Origin of the sequence: Stenotrophomonas sp. RIT309, assembly GCF_000632045.1 — a bacterium.
GTDB classification, from domain to species: Bacteria; Pseudomonadota; Gammaproteobacteria; order Xanthomonadales; family Xanthomonadaceae; genus Stenotrophomonas; species Stenotrophomonas indicatrix.
This window is the reverse complement of sequence record NZ_JFYS01000043.1, coordinates 138,273-153,018: the sequence shown is the minus strand read 5'-3', so window position 1 is coordinate 153,018 and position 14,746 is coordinate 138,273. Positions and strand designations below refer to the sequence as shown.

Here is a 14,746-nt window from a genome sequence, read left to right as displayed (position 1 = left end):
ATGAACGTCGTGCGCGTTTTCCCTCTGATCCTCCTGGCCGCCGCGCTCAGCGCCTGTGCCGGCAAGCCGGCGCGCAGCGACGCGCCGACCGCCGACACCGTGGTGCCGGCGACGAATACCACCACGGTCGACAACGCTGCTGGTGCGGATGCGCCTGCTGCGAGCGTCGCAGCCGACGCCCCCGTACCTGCTGCGGCCGCGCCGGCACCGGCTACCGCCTCGCAGGGTGCAACCGGCAGTGATGCCACCGCCGCCGCACCGGGCGGCGATGACGACTTCGACGCGCTGTACGGCGCCAATGGCAGCACCACCAGCACTACCGCGTACGACCCGTGGGAACCCTTCAACCGCAAGGTGCACGGGTTCAACAACGCCGTCGACCGCGGTATCGCTCGCCCGCTGGCAACCGCCTATACCCACGTGGTGCCGCGCTTTGCCCGTACCGGCGTGAGCAACTTCTTCAGCAACCTGCGTGCGCCGCTGACCATCACCAACCAGCTGCTGCAGGGCCGCCCCGGCGACGCCTGGGACAGCCTGGGCCGGTTCCTGATGAACAGCACGCTGGGCATCGGTGGCCTGTTCGACCCGGCCAGCAAGGCGATGGTGCCGCGACGCAACGAGGACTTCGGGCAGACCCTGGGCGCCTGGGGCTGGCGTCGTTCGCGCTACGTGGAACTGCCGTTCTTCGGCCCGCGTACCGTGCGTGATGTGTTCGGCCTGGCCGGTGACATCCCGCTGTCGCCGATCCGCCGCATCGAAAGCGACAAGTACCGCATCGGTCTGCAGGGCCTGCAGCTGGTCGATACCCGCGCGCAGCTGCTGGCGATCGACGACCTGCGCGATACCGCGGTGGACGAATACGCCCTGGTCCGCGATGCCTGGATGCAGCGCCGCAACTACCAGATCGAGAACGACCTGCGTGGCAAGCGCGAGCGTGGCAGCGACGATGCGAACTCGCCGATCCCGGTCGATGCGATGCCGATGCCGCAGTGGACCAATTGACCGCTGCCGGCAACGCATGAAAAAACCCCGCCTCGGCGGGGTTTTTTGTTTTACCGACGTCCACCCACCTTCCGGCAGGTGCCAACCTTGGTTGGCACGTCGTCTTCAGGCCGCCAGCGCCGCCTCGACCGCTTCGCGCAGGCGCGCGTCATCGGCGGCAACGTCCGGGGCAAAGCGGGCGATGACCTTGCCATCGCGGCCAACCAGGAACTTCTCGAAGTTCCACAGCACCGCCGGTGCCGGGTGGATCGGAATCTCCTTGCTGGCCAGGCGCTCGCGCAGCGGGCCTTCACCGATCGCCTGCGGCTGCGCGGCGGTCAGCTGCTGGTACAGCGGGTGGGTATCTTCACCGGCCACGCTGATCTTGGCGAACATCGGGAAGCTCACATCGTAGGTCAGCTGGCAGAACTGCTGGATCTCCGCCTCGCTGCCCGGCTCCTGGCCGAGGAAGTTGTTGGCCGGGAAGCCCAGTACTTCCAGCCCCTGCGCGTGCTTTTCCGCATACAGCGCCTGCAGGCCTTCGTACTGCGGGGTCAGGCCGCACTTGGACGCCACGTTGACCAGCAGCAGCACCTTGCCCTGGTAGTCGGCAAGAGAGGACGGCTGGCCGTCGATGGTGGTGAGGGAAATATCCTGGATCGAGGTGCTCACGCGGGGCTCCGGCTACAGTGGGGAAAGGCCCACCAGCATACCGCCGCACTTGACCGGTAGTGCCGGCCGCTGGCCGGCAGCCTCATGACTCTTCGGGAACGGTCGTGCAGCGGCCGGCACTACCGTCAGTCGACGCAGAGGGTGCCTTGTGCCTTGCCACCGTCGATGCGTTGGCGGCAACCGAAGTTCTGGCTGACATCACGCTGGCAGGTGCCTGTTGCCACCGCGCCTGCGGTCACCTCGGCGGACGCCAGGCACTGGCCGCTGCAGTCGCTCTTGCTGCTGCAGGACTTGCCGGCGTCGGCATAGGGAATCACACACTGCACCCGTTGCAGGCGGCCCAACGGCTGCAGGGTACCGCCCGCCGCGCGGCAGTCCACATCGCGTGCTTCTTCATAGGCTGCAGCGGCTTCAGGGCTGTCGGCCACCGTGGCTGCCGCGCCTGCATCGTCACTGGCCGGGGGTGCACTGCTGCAGGCGGCAAGCAGCACGCCCAGGGCAGCGCTGGCAAGGAATCGGAGGCGCATGGCGGTACCTGGTCAGTGAGGACGGCGCCAGCATACGCACCCGGCGATGCAGGTGGCGTGTCAGCCGGCGTTGCCGTCTTCCTCTCCGTCGGCAGAGGTCAACTGCTGCAACGGATCGGGGGTCAGCTCAGGGGGCAACGCGCGCTTTGATTTGCTGCCCAGTTCGGCAAGTCGGCGGGCACGGCTGATGGCTGACTGCGGCGAATCGATCAGGCGGTTGCGCGCGTCGGCGTAAGCCTTGCCTGCATCGTCGAGCTTCCTGCCCATGGCATTGAAGTCCTGCAGGAATCCGGTCAGGGCGTCCAGCACCAGTCCACCGGCTTCACTGATCTTCAATGCCTGCTTCTGCACCTTGTCACGTGTCCACAGACGCTCGGCCACCCTCAACAGGGCCATCAGCGTATTGGGCGAGGCAAACACCACGCGGTTGTCGAAGGCATAAGCCTGCAATGCCCCATCCGCGCCCAGTGCCGCCGACAGTGCGCCTTCGATGGGAACGAAAGCGATGGTGATATCCAGGGTCTCGCTGCCAAGAGCCTTCGGATAGTTCTTTTCGCCCAGATCCTTGACGTGCTGGCGCAGCGCCACCGCATGGCGGCGCAGTGCATCTTCGGACTGTTCCGGCGTGGCGGCATTCATCGCTTCCTGCCAAGCGATCAGGTTGACCTTGCTGTCGATCACCACGCTGCGCTCATCGGGGAACTGCACCACCACGTCCGGCCGCAGGCGCGCGCCCTCATCATCCACCGCGTGCTTCTGCCGCTGGTAGTGGACGCCTTCCTCCAGGCCTGAGCCACGCAGCACGTTGTCGAGCATCAGCTCACCCCAGTCGCCGCGTACCTTGGCACTGCCTTTCAGTGCATTGGTCAGCGCCGAGGCCTGTGCGGCCATGTCCTGGTTGAGGGTCTTCAGTTCGCCCACCGCGCCAAGCAGGCTGGCACGCTGCCGCGCCTCTTCCCCGTACAGCGTGTCGACCCGGTTGCGGAAATCCCCCAGCCTGTCGGCAAAGGGTTTGAGCAGCCCTTCGATGTCCGCGCGTGACTGCACCGTGGCCTGGCGCACGTTCTTTTCGAACTGTTGCCCGCGTTCGTCGAAAACCTTGCCCGCCAGTTCCGCGAAGGCACCGGACAGTTTTTCCTTGGCGGTATCCAGATAGCTGCGCAGCTCGGCGCTGGCGCGTTCGGAATGCTGCAGGTTGGCCAGGGCGCGCGCGTGTTCGCCATGAAGTTGCTGGTAACGCTGCTGCGCCTGCTGCAGCTCCGTGCTGGACTGGACCAGATCGGCCCGTACCTGCGCCAAGGCAGCTTCGCGCTCGGCCAACATCGCTTCACGACTGGACGCCAACGCGGCCTCCCGCTCCACGCGTGCGGTCAGGGTAGTGACAAGCTGGGCGTGCTGCTGGCTTCGGCCGCGCTCGCTTTCCAGCTCCGCCAGCAAGGTTTCCAGCCGCCCTCTCAGTTGGCCGGCGTCAACCAGCGCGAGGCGATGCTGTTCGCGTTCGGTAACCAGCTGTTGCTGTACTTCGGCAGCGGGTGTGCTGGTGGATGCGCGACGCCACAACAGCACCAGCACCAGCAGCGTCGCCAGCAGCAGCGCCACGGCGACAATCATGAGGACTTCGATGTTCATGCGGCCAGTGTAGCCCCGCTGCGCTAGCCTTGGTTGGACCACGACGGACCCGCCCATGCTTGTTCTCTACGGAAAGCCCACCTCGATCAACGTGCGCAAAGTGCTGTGGCTGTGCGCCGAACTCGATCTGCCGTTCTCCCATGATCCGGCACCTGCGCCGGACGTGCTGTCCACGCTGAATCCGAACCGGCAGGTACCGGTGCTGCGCGATGGCGACTTCCTGCTGTGGGAGTCCAACAGCATCTGCCGCTACCTGGCTGCACGCCAGGGCCGCGATGACCTGCTGCCGTGCGCTGCACAGGCCCGTGCCCAGGTCGAGCAGTGGATGGACTGGCAGGCCAGCGACCTCAACAGCGCTTGGCGCCACGTGTTCATGGCCCGCGTGCGCCAGCACCCCGACTTCGCGGACGACGCACGCGCCGAGGCAAGCCTGGAACAATGGAACCGCCTGATGACCGTGCTCGACCACCAGCTTGCCGCCAGCAATGCCTACGTGGCGGGCACCGACTTCAGCCTGGCCGACATCGTCCTCGGCCTGTCGACACAGCGCTGGCGCAGCACCCCCGGCAACAAACCTGTGCTGCGCCACGTAGACGCCTGGTTCGAACGCCTGCGCCCCCGGCCCGGCTTCGCCGAGCATGTGGACAACGGCGTGGCGTAGCACGCTTGCTTGGCTTCATCCACGCATGGCGTGGAGCTACTGTGTCGACCAAGGTCGACACCTACCAACAGCGGCGGGAAACCGTCGAAGGCGGGGCGGTGTGGGTTGGCAGGACCGTTGGCGCCATGGATGGCGCCATCGAGCCCCCATGGACGGGTTTACGGCGTGTCCTGCCTGCCCACACCGTCCCGCCAACCCGCAGGAGCCCCGCTTTGGCTTTGGCTGTTGCTGTCGCCTCTGCGGGTGCCGGGCGCAGCCCGGCGTTACCAGCCTTCCAGCACGATCTTGCCCTTGGCCCGGTGGCTCTCCAGCAGCGCATGCGCGCGCCGCAGGTTGGCCGCGTCAATGCGCCCGAAGTGCTCGCCAAGCGTGGTCTGCAGCACGCCGGCATCGACCAGATCGGCCACCCGGTTCAGCAGTTCGTGCTGGCGCTGCATGTCCGCGGTCCTGTACAGCGGCCGGGTGAACATGGATTCCCAGTGCAGCGACAGCGCCTTGCGCTTGAGCGCCATCACATCGATCTGGCCCGGATCATCGATCAGCCCCAGCTGCCCCTGCGGTGCCAGCAGCTCGACGAGCTGCGCATAGTGCTGGTCGGTGTGGGTCAGGCTGGCCACATGGTCCACCTGGGTGATGCCCAGCCGGGCCAGGCCCTCGGCCAGCGGCCGGGTGTGGTCGACCACATGGTGCGCGCCCATCGCCTGCACCCAGTCCTGGGTCTCCGGGCGCGAGGCGGTGCCGATCACCGTCAGCTTCGTCAGCCGGCGCGCCAACTGCACCAGGATCGAACCCACGCCACCCGCTGCACCGATCACCAGCAGGGTCTGGCCCTCGCCGCCGCCTTCGGCAATACGCAGGCGGTCGAACAGCAGTTCCCATGCGGTGATCGCGGTCAACGGCAGCGCCGCAGCGGCGGCATCGTCCAGGCTGGCCGGCTTGCGGCCAACGCTGCGCTCGTCCACCAGCTGGTACTCGGCATTGCTGCCCGGGCGATCGATCACACCGGCGTAGTACACCGCATCGCCGGGCTGGAACAGGGTCACCTCGCTGCCGACCGCATCGACCACACCGACCGCATCCCACCCCAGCACGCGCGGGCCGTCGGTGGCGGCGCCGCGCCGCACCTTGGTGTCGACCGGATTCACCGCCACCGCGCGCACCGCCACCCGCAGGTCGCGCGGGCCCGGCTGGGGCAGGGGCAGGTCGAGATCGATCAGGGCCTGCGGGTCGTCGATCGGCAGGCCGGCTTGGGTGTAGGCAATGGCACGCATGGGGGATATCCAGGGAGGAGAGACCACAGCGTGCGCCGTGCGCAGGGGGGCGGAAAGGCGCAGAATCGGTCAACACTTTCACTGCAGCAATGAAAATGGTCCGCTTCGACGATCTGCAGCTGTTTGTCCGTACCGCCGCGCTGGGCAGCTTCTCCCAGGCCGCGCGCGAGGCCGACCTGCTGCCGGGCCAGGTTGCCGCAGCGGTGGCGCGACTGGAACGCGAACTGGACCTGCGTCTGTTCGTACGCACCACCCGCAGCCTGCGGCTGACCGCCGAAGGCGCGCTGTACCTGCCCTACGCACAGGAGGTTCTGAGCACCCTGCGCGAAGGCCAGGCGCGGGTGCAGGGCGAGGACGCCGAACTGCACGGCACCCTGCAGTTGTCGGCGCCGTCGGACTTCGGCCGCAACCTGCTGCTGCCGTGGCTGACCGCGTTCCGCGCGGCGCATCCACGGCTGCGCCTGCACCTGCGCCTGTCCGACGAAGTGGCCGACGTGTTCCGCGACCCGGTCGACGTGGCCATCCGCATCGGCCACTTCGACGACGCCAGCTACGTCGCCCTGCCCTTGCTGGAACAGAACCGGCGGGTGCTGGCTGCGTCGCCCGGGTACCTGCGGCGGCGTGGCACGCCCAGCCGCCTGGAAGATCTGCGCGAGCATGATTGCCTTGTCTACCAGCTCGGCGGCCGCGCCTACGATCGCTGGTCGTTCGAGATCGAGGGGCGCCGCGTGGTGATCCCGGTGCGCGGGCCGCTGGTCTGCGACGACGCCGACGTGGTGCGGCGCTGGGCGGTCGCCGGCGAAGGCATCACCTACAAGTCCTGGCTGGACGTCCGCGACGACGTGCTGGAAGGGCGCCTGCAGGTGCTGCTGGATGGCATCGGCAGCCACATTCCCCTGCAGCTGGTCTGCCCCCATCGCAAGCAGTTCTCACCGGCGGTGCGGCAACTGCACGCGCAGCTGCGCCAGCATCTGCAACCGCTGCTGTCCGCCATGCCCGGCAATGGCGACACGCCCCTGTCGCCTGCGCCAGCACTGGCCGACAATGGCGCTCCCCCGTTGTAAGAGAGTCGCGCCATGCCGTGGATGGGCATCCAGGATCTGTGGACCTTCCTGCTCGCTGTGCTGGTGTTTCTGGCGCTGCCCGGGCCGGGCACCTTCACCCTGCTGACCGCTACCGGTCGCGGCGGTGTGCGCGGCGGCTACACGGCGCTGGCCGGCCTGCTGGTCGGCGACCAGATCCTGATGTGGCTGGCACTGGCCGGCGTGGCCGCGCTGCTGAAGGCCAATCCGACGGTGTTCCATGCCGTGCAGTATCTCGGCGCGGCGTATCTGGTGTGGGTAGGCATCAGCCTGCTGCGCACGCCCAAGGGTGACGGTGCCGACGTTGGCCCGGTGCGCATGCAGCCCGGACGCTACTTCCACCAGGCGATCCTGGTCAGCCTGCTCAATCCGAAAGCGATCCTGTTCTACATGGCCTTCCTGCCGTTGTTCATCGACCCGAAGGCCCACCAGGGCATCGCTACGTTCGCCGCGCTGGCCGGGATCATCTTCGTGGTCAGCATCGCCTACTGCTCGCTGCTGATCTGGGTCGGCAACCTGGCCCGCCGCCGGTTGATCCAGCACCCGCGGGTCAGCGATGCGCTACGGCGTGTTGCCGGCCTGTTCCTGGTCGGCTTCGGCATCCGCCTGGGCCTGAACGGCTGAGATCCCGTCGGCCTGGCAGGCCGCGCGCAGGTGGTCGATGAACACCCGCAGCTTGGGCGCCATATGCTCGCGCGCCGGGTAGTACAGATGAAAGCCGGGGAACGGCGGCTGCCAGTCCTCTAGCACGCTGCGCAGGCGGCCGGCAGCCAGGTCGTCGGCGACCAGTGAGGCGAACCCCTGCGCCATGCCCAGCCCAGCCAGCACCGCCGCATAGGCCAGTTCGGCATCGTTGAACACCAGCCGGCCCTCGACGGCTACGTCCAGGTCACGCCCCTCACGGCTGAATTCCCAGGGCATCAGCCGGCCATTGGCGCGGCGATGGACGATACAGTCGTGGCCCTGCAGCTCCTGCGGGCTCTGCGGCACACCGTGGCGCGCGAAGTAGCCCGGCGTGGCCACCACCACCTGGCGCTCGGGCGGCCCGATCGGCACCGCGATCATGCCCTGCGCCAACGATTCCCCCAGGCGGATGCCTGCGTCGAAACCCTCGGCGACCAGATCGGTCAACGCCGGTTCCACGCACAATTCCACCTCCACCTGCGGATACCGGGCCAGGAAGGACGGCAGCGCCGGCAGGACCCGGCGCTCGGCAACGATGCGTGGCAGGGTGATGCGCAGCCGACCGGCCGGCACGGTCCGCGCGCTGTCCAGGTCCTCGAAGGCCGATTCGATCTGTGCCAGCCCGCCACGTACGCGCTGCAGGAAGCGTGCACCGTGCTCGGTCAGCCCCACCCGGCGCGTGGTCCGTTGCAACAGGCGCACGCCCATCCGCGCTTCCAGCGCGCGCACGCTCTGTGACAGTGCCGAGGTCGAGACACCAAGCGCATCTGCGGCGCGGGTAAAGCTGGCGTGGTCGGCCACGTGGACAAACGCGACCACCGCCGACAGCGGTGCGGAGGGATCCATTGTGAAGCGTTCCTTCATTGTCAGTTCGGCTGTGTCCAGTTTATCCACAGGATCATCGGACGGATGCTTTCCCTCCCGGCGGCACACCGCCTCCTCCGATGGAATGCCACATGTCACTTGATCACTACCGCCTGCTCGGTCGCTCCGGCCTGCGTGTCAGCCCGATGGCGCTGGGCACGATGACCTTCGGTGCCGACTGGGGGTGGGGCGCGGACGAAGCCGAGGCCCGCCGCATCTTCGATGCCTACGTCGAACGCGGTGGCAACTTCGTTGATACCGCAAACAACTACACCAATGGCAGCGCCGAGACGCTGCTCGGGCGATTCGCCCAGGGCCGCCGCGAACGGCTGGTGATCGCCAGCAAGTACACCCTGGCGACCGTGCCCGGCGATCCGAACAACGCCGGCAACCACCGCAAGAGCATGATGCGCTCGGTGGAGGACAGCCTGCGCCGGCTCGGCACCGACTACCTGGATCTGCTGTACCTGCACGCCTGGGACGACACCACCGGGGTGGACGAGGTGATGCGCGGTTTCGACGATCTCGTGCGCAGCGGCAAGGTGCTGTATGCCGGCATCTCGGACACGCCGGCCTGGCAGATCGCCCGCATGCAGACCCTGGCCGACCTGCGCGGTTGGGCGCCGCTGGTGGCCCTGCAGATCGAATACAGCCTGATCCAGCGCAGCGTCGAACAGGAGCTGCTGCCGATGGCCGAGGCGCTCGGGTTGGGCGTGGTGGCGTGGTCGCCGCTGGGCAGCGGGGTGCTGACCGGCAAGTACAGCGCGGCTGATCTCACCGCGGCCGAGCCGCCGGAGGCTACGCCGGGCGGTTCCCGGCGCAACGTGGCCCTCATCAATGGCGCGTTGACGCCACGTTCGTTGAACATCGCCGGGGAAGTCGCTGCCGTCGCGGCGGAACTGTCGCACTCGGCTGCGCAGGTCGCTCTGGCCTGGCTGCTGCAACGACCCGCGGCCGGGGCCATGCCGATCGTCGGTGCACGCACCCTGGACCAGTTCGAACACAACCTGGCGGCGCTGGATCTGGCGCTGCCGGCTGAGGCGCTGGCACGGCTGGATGCGATCAGCGCGGTCGCGCCTGCCTTCCCGCACGACTTCCTGCAGATGCCGCTGCCACGCATGCTGATGAGCGGCGGTACGCGTCTGCAGCCACGCGCGCTGGGCAGGTAACAATGGGGGCGCGCTGTGCTGGCGCCCCTCGTGGGACAAAAGCGCCATGGCCGCAACACCAACGCTCGCGGTCGCAGCAGCCCTGGTGCTGCTGCTTGCCAGTGGACCGGCCACGGCCGCACCGGACCACCGCTGCCTCAGCGATGGCCGCGACAACACGATCCACCTGGAATGGCGCTGGCTGGACGATGGCCGCGCCGATGTGCGCTACGCCGGGCACAGCGAGCGCCTGCCGCTGCGGCGGGTCTCCGAACAGACCACGGTGCTGGACGAAGACCGCCCCTACCAGTTCGACACCGTCTGGGAAGAGCGCGTGGACGGTCGCATCAACGGTCACTACACACTGAGCACGCAGGGCACACGGATCTACAGCTTCAGCTACGTGCGTGCCCGGGACGGTCGCCGCGCGGACTTCGACGAAGACGTCAACGCCTTCCAGGACGACGGCTGTCACTGGTAGGCGCCTGCGCTGAGGCCGTTTGTGCCGTTTCCGGCAGAGTGCCCAGCGTCCAGCGCGCGCTGTGTCGGCCATGACCCCCGTCAGTGGCAATGCTGCGCTGCGTTCGGTCACACTCGGGGACTTGTCGTTCTCAGTCACCCCTTCCGAGGCCTGCATGTCCCTGCTCCGGCGCAAGTCCCTAGATTCCGTCACCGTCCATGAAGCCGGCCGGCGTCTGGTCCCGACCCTCAGCTGGCCGCACCTGATCGCGCTGGGCATCGGCGCCATCGTCGGCACCGGCATCTACACCCTGATCGGCGTGGGTGCCGACCGCGCTGGCCCGGCCGTGCTGATCTCCTTCGCCATCGCCGGCGCGGTGTGTGCCTGCGCGGCATTGGCCTATGCAGAGCTGTCCACGATGATGCCTGCCGCCGGCAGTGCCTATACCTACAGCTACAGTGCCCTGGGCGAAGTGTTTGCCTGGGTGGTGGGCTGGAGCCTGATCCTGGAGTACTCGCTGGTGGTGAGTACCGTGGCGGTCGGCTGGTCCGGTTACTTCGTCGGCTTCCTGGAATGGGTGCATACCCAGTTCGGCTGGGACCTGCGCCTGCCGGCGATGCTCGCGGCAGGCCCGCACGTCGATGGCGGCATGATCAACCTGCCCGCCATCGTCATCACCTGGCTGGTGGCCCTGATGCTGATGGCCGGTACCAAGGAAAGCGCCACCCTCAACGCGATCCTGGTCGTGTTCAAGCTGATCGCGCTGGCGATCTTCGTGGCGGTGGCCCTGCCGGCGTTCGACGCCAACAACCTGCAGCCGTTCATGCCTTACGGATTCGCCAAGACGCTGGGCCCGGATGGCGTCGAGCGCGGCGTGATGGCGGCGGCGGCGATCATCTTCTTCGCGTTCTACGGCTTCGACGCGATCTCCACCGCCGCCGAAGAAACCAAGAACCCCGGGCGCGACCTGTCCATCGGCATCATCGGCTCGATGGTCGGCTGCACCATCGTGTACGTGCTGGTGGCGCTGGCTGCGATTGGTGCGATGAGCTACACCGTGTTCGGCCAGAGTGCCGAGCCGCTGGCATTGATCATGCGCCAGCTGGGCCAGCCCACCGCCGCGATGCTGATCGGCGTGATCGCGATCATCGCCCTGCCGACCGTGCTGCTGGCCTTCCTGTACGGCCAGAGCCGCATCTTCTTCGTCATGAGCCGCGATGGACTGCTGCCGCGTGGCCTGTCCAAGGTCAACGCACGTACCGGCACGCCGGTGGCGACCACGCTGTTCACCGCCCTGGTGGTGTCGGCACTGGCCGGCGTTGCACGCCTGGACGAGATCGCCGCACTGGCCAATGCCGGTACCCTGGCCGCGTTCACCGCCGTTGGCATCTGCCTGGTGGTGCTGCGCGTGCGTGAGCCGAACCGCGAGCGCACCTTCCGCACGCCTTTGGCCTTCATTGTCGGCCCGCTGGCGGCACTGGGCTGCATCTACCTGTTCATCAGCCTGCCGCACACCACCCAGCTGTACTTCCTGGCGTGGAACGTGGTCGGCCTGGTGCTGTACTTCGCCTACAGCCGTCGCAACGCGCTGATCGGCCGGTAAAGGCAGCGCCGGGCCATGCCCGGCGGTCTTTGGGTCGTGCCGGCACTACCGCAGGGCGGCTAACCGCCCTGCTTTGCCGCGTAGTCCTGCGCCTGGCGCATCACCCGCAACAGGTTGCCGCCCCAGATGGCGGCGATCTGTTGTTCGCTGTACCCCTTGCGCAGCAGCCACGCGGTGATCTTCGGCAGCTGGCTGACATCGGGCAGGTCGCTCAGGCCACCACCGCCATCCCAGTCCAGACCGATGCCGACGTGCTCGGGGCCGACCACCTTCAGGATGTGCTCGAAATGGGCGAAGAAGTCGTCCAGGCTGGCGTGGCGCACCGGGTGTTCGTGGTCCAGTGCCTGCTCGGCCTTCTGCAGCGCCACGCCCTGTTCGATGGTCATGCCTTCCCAGCCACCCAGCTGCTTGCTCAGGGCTTCTTCGGCCTGCTTGCGCTCGGGCGACTTGGCGGTGTCGATCAGGTAGCCGCCGTACGCGTTCACCTGGATCACCCCGCCAGCCTTGGCCAGCTTGCGCAGGCGCGCGTCATCAAGATTGCGTGGGTGGTCGTAGACCGCCTTGGCCGAGCTGTGCGACAGCACGAACGGCACCGGCATCATCGCCAGCAGATCGTCGAACACGGCATCGGAGGCGTGCGACTGGTCGATGACGATGCCCAGCTTCACCGCCTCGCGCACCAGGTCCTTGCCAGCCGGGCTCAGGCCCTTCCATTCAGCCCCCTTGGGATCGGTGACCGAATCGGCGAACTCGTTGTTGGCGAAGTGCACGGTGCTGAGCAGGCGCAGGCCCGCACGGTGATAGAACGACAGCAGGCTGGGATCGGCCACCAGCGGACTGGCGTTCTCCATGCTGATGTAGACCACGCGCTTGCCGGCGGCCTTGATCCGCGCCGCGTCATCGGCGGTCAGCGCCAATGCGAAGCGCTCGGGATTAGCGGCCAGCATCTGCCGGATCTCCAGCAACCGCTGCAGGCCGTGGTCGCGCTCGGCCAGATGCGCGGCGGCCGTGCGGTCGCCCTGGTCGGTATAGATCGCCCAGAAGCCGCCATCAAGCGCACCTTCGACCATGCGCGGGTAGTCCACCTGCGAGAGCGCGTTGCGGTCGTGCCGCTGCTCGATGTCGAAGCCGTCGCGGCCGAAGTTGGCCGGCGTATCCAGATGACTGTCCAGGGTCAGCAAGCGCTGCTGCAGTGCCTTGGCACGGGCCAGCTCCTGCGCGCTGAAGTCGATGGCATGGGCGGACAGCGGCGCACTCAGCGCCAGGGCGAGCAGCAGGGACAGACGACGCAACGACGGCATGGGCATCCACCGGCAATGGGAAGGACACGACCATAGCGCCGCGACGGCCAACGCCGGTAGTGCCGTATTGATCCGCCAGCTCCATTACACTCGCCGGCAGCCGATAAATCAGCGTACAGCACCGCGTGCTGCGTCGACCATGGAATGGAAGCATTGATGTCGAACTCCCAGCCTCCAGCGCTGCCCGCGCAGGGCCAGGCCCCCGTCCCCGCCAGCACGGTCACCGTCGAGCAGCTCAAGCGTGATGTGCTGCCAACGTTGTTTGCCGGGCGTACCGACATCGGCCGCTATGGCCCGGCCGACCTGGCCAGCGCCAGCGCCGAGCCGGCCTGGCAGGATGGCAGCGCCAACGCACTGGCCCAGGCGCTTGCCGAACTGGTCAGCCGGCTGTCCGAACATGATCCCAATGCGCTGCTGCAGCGCGCGGGATGGTGGGAGCGGTTCACCGGTGCCGATATCGAAGAACGCCTGCGCCGTCGCATTGCCATGGGCAGCAACGGCGACGTCCTGGCCAGGATCGAGCGCGAAGCCATCGCCGTGCGGGCCAGCGTCGATCGACTGGATGCGCAGCTGCTCGAGCATGACGTGCAGGGGGTGCGACTGCAGGTGTACATCGATGCAGGCGTGCAGTTCCTGCAGGAGCTGCCAGCGGCCGTCGACAGCGACGATGGCGCGCCGGTGCTTGACCGTCCGGTCGAGCGGCTGCAACGCCGCGTAGCCAACCTGACCGCCCTGCTGGCCAGCCATTCGATGAGCCGGATGCAGGTGCAGCTGGCACGCAGCCATGCCATCGACCTGCTGGACCGTTACAGCGAGACGGTGCAGATCCTGCTGCCGATCTGGCGCCAGACCATCCAGGCGCTGCACAACAGCGACAACGCCAGCCCGCAGATGATCGCCAGCGCGGCCCAGGCACAGGACCAGCTGAAACAGGCCCTGCAGCAGTTGCTGCGCACATCGGCGGTGCCGGCATGAGCGCGCCGGTACGCGATCCGCTGCAGATCCCGCCGGATCTGCAGGCGCGGGTGGAAGCTGTTCCGGGCCTGCGCGCGTTCTACCGGCGGGCCTCGCTGCTGCGGGTCTTCGGCCTGGCCTGCCTTCCGCTGGCGGCAACGGCGCTGTCCTGCATGGCGCTGGCATTTACCGGCACCGAGCTGGGCCCCCCGTCGTGGGCACAGGTGCCGGCCGGCTATGGGTCGAAGGACACGGGCAGGCAGTTGCTCATCCTGCTGGTCATGACCCCCTTGCTGCTGGTGTGGATGTTCTTCGGCGTGCGCGACCTGCTCAGCCGCCATCGCCTTCGCCGCTTCGCCTGGTCATTCGCGCTGGGTTCGATGCTGCTGTGCGGTGCCTGGGGAAGCATGGGCATCACCGCACCCGCCATCGGCCAGGGCGATCGCCTCGACCATCGCCAGCTGGACGCGCTGATCGCCAGTCCAGACTTCAGCGGCTTCAGCCCCCAGTGGCAGGCCTATCTGCGTGCACAGCAGGAGCTTCCCTACGGCGTCGCCTCGTCGGCCGTGGTCGCCACTGCCCGTGCGTTGGCCAATGGCGAAGACATCGGTGTTCCGGTATCGCCGGCAATGCAGTCCCGCTTCGAGAAGGCAGCAGGGCTGCCCCGCTCTGGACGGTCGCAGCGATGGCATCAGCAGCGTCTGCTGGGCTGGCTTCTGTTCGACGTCGGCTGGGTGCTCGCGCTGCTCGCGGTTCCGGCGCTGCTGGCGCTGGGCGCGGTGGCGATCGTGCTCGGCCACCATCTGCGGCGCAGGTCCGAGGTGATCAACGGGTTGCTGCAGCAGCTGCAGCCGGTTCCTGCGCCGCCACGCGCGCAGCCCTGAGGCTGGCGCGCGGGGGCAGTCTTCG

Annotated in this window: 15 protein-coding genes; 9 read left to right on the top strand and 6 right to left on the bottom strand. The window is 67.7% G+C overall.

Translation table 11 applies throughout. The annotated features are described in order from the left end of the window. Positions 1 to 1,002: a VacJ family lipoprotein gene (locus BW38_RS01205; protein ID WP_032978521.1), complete on the top strand. Its 1,002-nt coding sequence runs from the start codon at positions 1 to 3 to the stop codon at positions 1,000 to 1,002. Between the two features lie 105 nt (positions 1,003 to 1,107). Here the strand turns inward: BW38_RS01205 and BW38_RS01210 are convergent, their stop codons facing one another. The 3 genes from BW38_RS01210 to rmuC all read right to left on the bottom strand — a co-directional run bounded on the left by BW38_RS01210 (position 1,108) and on the right by rmuC (position 3,809). Then, positions 1,108 to 1,653: a glutathione peroxidase gene (locus BW38_RS01210; protein WP_025875625.1), complete on the bottom strand. Its 546-nt coding sequence runs from the start codon at positions 1,651 to 1,653 to the stop codon at positions 1,108 to 1,110. A 125-nt stretch (positions 1,654 to 1,778) separates the two neighbouring features. After that, positions 1,779 to 2,180 carry a hypothetical protein gene (locus BW38_RS01215; protein WP_032978518.1) on the bottom strand — a complete coding sequence of 134 codons (402 nt, stop codon included), beginning with the start codon at positions 2,178 to 2,180 and terminating at the stop codon, positions 1,779 to 1,781. 60 nt (positions 2,181 to 2,240) lie between these two features. Further along, positions 2,241 to 3,809, bottom strand: a complete 1,569-nt coding sequence (rmuC, locus tag BW38_RS01220) for a DNA recombination protein RmuC (protein ID WP_032978516.1) — start codon at positions 3,807 to 3,809, stop codon at positions 2,241 to 2,243. A 55-nt stretch (positions 3,810 to 3,864) separates the two neighbouring features. Between rmuC and BW38_RS01225 the strand changes: the two genes are divergently transcribed. After that, positions 3,865 to 4,470 (top strand): glutathione S-transferase N-terminal domain-containing protein, encoded by a 606-nt coding sequence (locus BW38_RS01225; RefSeq protein ID WP_032978513.1) that lies wholly within the window; start codon positions 3,865 to 3,867, stop codon positions 4,468 to 4,470. A gap of 263 nt (positions 4,471 to 4,733) precedes the next feature. Here BW38_RS01225 and BW38_RS01230 read toward each other — a convergent pair whose 3' ends face one another. Next, positions 4,734 to 5,741 (bottom strand): zinc-binding alcohol dehydrogenase family protein, encoded by a 1,008-nt coding sequence (locus BW38_RS01230; RefSeq protein ID WP_032978511.1) that lies wholly within the window; start codon positions 5,739 to 5,741, stop codon positions 4,734 to 4,736. Positions 5,742 to 5,830: 89 nt separating this feature from the next. On the opposite strand from BW38_RS01230, the gene BW38_RS01235 reads away from it, so the two are divergent. Further along, positions 5,831 to 6,805: a LysR family transcriptional regulator gene (locus BW38_RS01235; RefSeq protein WP_081794606.1), complete on the top strand. Its 975-nt coding sequence runs from the start codon at positions 5,831 to 5,833 to the stop codon at positions 6,803 to 6,805. A gap of 12 nt (positions 6,806 to 6,817) precedes the next feature. Next, positions 6,818 to 7,447: a leucine efflux protein LeuE gene (leuE, locus tag BW38_RS01240; RefSeq protein ID WP_025875614.1), complete on the top strand. Its 630-nt coding sequence runs from the start codon at positions 6,818 to 6,820 to the stop codon at positions 7,445 to 7,447. Here leuE and BW38_RS0121020 read toward each other — a convergent pair. Further along, the gene (locus tag BW38_RS0121020) at positions 7,385 to 8,353 is read right to left on the bottom strand and encodes a LysR family transcriptional regulator (protein WP_051585166.1); all 969 of its coding nucleotides are present in this window, start codon (positions 8,351 to 8,353) and stop codon (positions 7,385 to 7,387) included. The two genes, leuE and BW38_RS0121020, sit on opposite strands and share 63 nt — an antisense overlap. 98 nt (positions 8,354 to 8,451) lie before the next feature. Between BW38_RS0121020 and BW38_RS01245 the strand changes: the two genes are divergently transcribed. The 3 genes from BW38_RS01245 to BW38_RS01255 all read left to right on the top strand — a co-directional run bounded on the left by BW38_RS01245 (position 8,452) and on the right by BW38_RS01255 (position 11,582). Beyond that, entirely contained in the window at positions 8,452 to 9,540 is a 1,089-nt protein-coding gene (locus BW38_RS01245; protein WP_032978507.1) for an aldo/keto reductase, read from the top strand. A gap of 46 nt (positions 9,541 to 9,586) precedes the next feature. Further along, positions 9,587 to 10,000 carry a hypothetical protein gene (locus tag BW38_RS01250; protein ID WP_032978506.1) on the top strand — a complete coding sequence of 138 codons (414 nt, stop codon included), beginning with the start codon at positions 9,587 to 9,589 and terminating at the stop codon, positions 9,998 to 10,000. Between the two features lie 154 nt (positions 10,001 to 10,154). After that, a complete protein-coding gene (locus BW38_RS01255) occupies positions 10,155 to 11,582 on the top strand; it encodes an amino acid permease (RefSeq protein WP_032978503.1) in 1,428 nt (475 codons plus the stop codon). 59 nt (positions 11,583 to 11,641) lie between these two features. Here BW38_RS01255 and BW38_RS01260 read toward each other — a convergent pair whose 3' ends face one another. Beyond that, positions 11,642 to 12,883: a dipeptidase gene (locus BW38_RS01260; protein ID WP_032978500.1), complete on the bottom strand. Its 1,242-nt coding sequence runs from the start codon at positions 12,881 to 12,883 to the stop codon at positions 11,642 to 11,644. A 156-nt stretch (positions 12,884 to 13,039) separates the two neighbouring features. On the opposite strand from BW38_RS01260, the gene BW38_RS01265 reads away from it, so the two are divergent. Next, positions 13,040 to 13,858 (top strand): protein klaA, encoded by an 819-nt coding sequence (locus BW38_RS01265; protein WP_032978497.1) that lies wholly within the window; start codon positions 13,040 to 13,042, stop codon positions 13,856 to 13,858. After that, positions 13,855 to 14,721, top strand: coding sequence for a hypothetical protein (locus BW38_RS01270; protein WP_032978495.1), 867 nt, complete (start codon positions 13,855 to 13,857; stop codon positions 14,719 to 14,721). Before BW38_RS01265 ends, BW38_RS01270 begins: the two co-directional genes overlap by 4 nt. Positions 14,722 to 14,746 lie beyond the last annotated feature (25 nt).

Coding starts and splice junctions, on each gene's coding strand:
- BW38_RS01260 (WP_032978500.1), bottom strand. CDS start 12,883: ATGCCGTCGTTGCGTCGTCTGTCCCTGCTGCTCGCCCTGGCGCTGAGT.
- BW38_RS01250 (WP_032978506.1), top strand. CDS start 9,587: ATGGCCGCAACACCAACGCTCGCGGTCGCAGCAGCCCTGGTGCTGCTG.
- rmuC (WP_032978516.1), bottom strand. CDS start 3,809: ATGAACATCGAAGTCCTCATGATTGTCGCCGTGGCGCTGCTGCTGGCG.
- BW38_RS01205 (WP_032978521.1), top strand. CDS start 1: ATGAACGTCGTGCGCGTTTTCCCTCTGATCCTCCTGGCCGCCGCGCTC.
- BW38_RS01230 (WP_032978511.1), bottom strand. CDS start 5,741: ATGCGTGCCATTGCCTACACCCAAGCCGGCCTGCCGATCGACGACCCG.
- BW38_RS01215 (WP_032978518.1), bottom strand. CDS start 2,180: ATGCGCCTCCGATTCCTTGCCAGCGCTGCCCTGGGCGTGCTGCTTGCC.
- BW38_RS01265 (WP_032978497.1), top strand. CDS start 13,040: ATGTCGAACTCCCAGCCTCCAGCGCTGCCCGCGCAGGGCCAGGCCCCC.
- BW38_RS0121020 (WP_051585166.1), bottom strand. CDS start 8,353: ATGGATCCCTCCGCACCGCTGTCGGCGGTGGTCGCGTTTGTCCACGTG.
- BW38_RS01225 (WP_032978513.1), top strand. CDS start 3,865: ATGCTTGTTCTCTACGGAAAGCCCACCTCGATCAACGTGCGCAAAGTG.
- BW38_RS01245 (WP_032978507.1), top strand. CDS start 8,452: ATGGAATGCCACATGTCACTTGATCACTACCGCCTGCTCGGTCGCTCC.
- BW38_RS01270 (WP_032978495.1), top strand. CDS start 13,855: ATGAGCGCGCCGGTACGCGATCCGCTGCAGATCCCGCCGGATCTGCAG.
- BW38_RS01235 (WP_081794606.1), top strand. CDS start 5,831: ATGAAAATGGTCCGCTTCGACGATCTGCAGCTGTTTGTCCGTACCGCC.
- BW38_RS01255 (WP_032978503.1), top strand. CDS start 10,155: ATGTCCCTGCTCCGGCGCAAGTCCCTAGATTCCGTCACCGTCCATGAA.
- leuE (WP_025875614.1), top strand. CDS start 6,818: ATGCCGTGGATGGGCATCCAGGATCTGTGGACCTTCCTGCTCGCTGTG.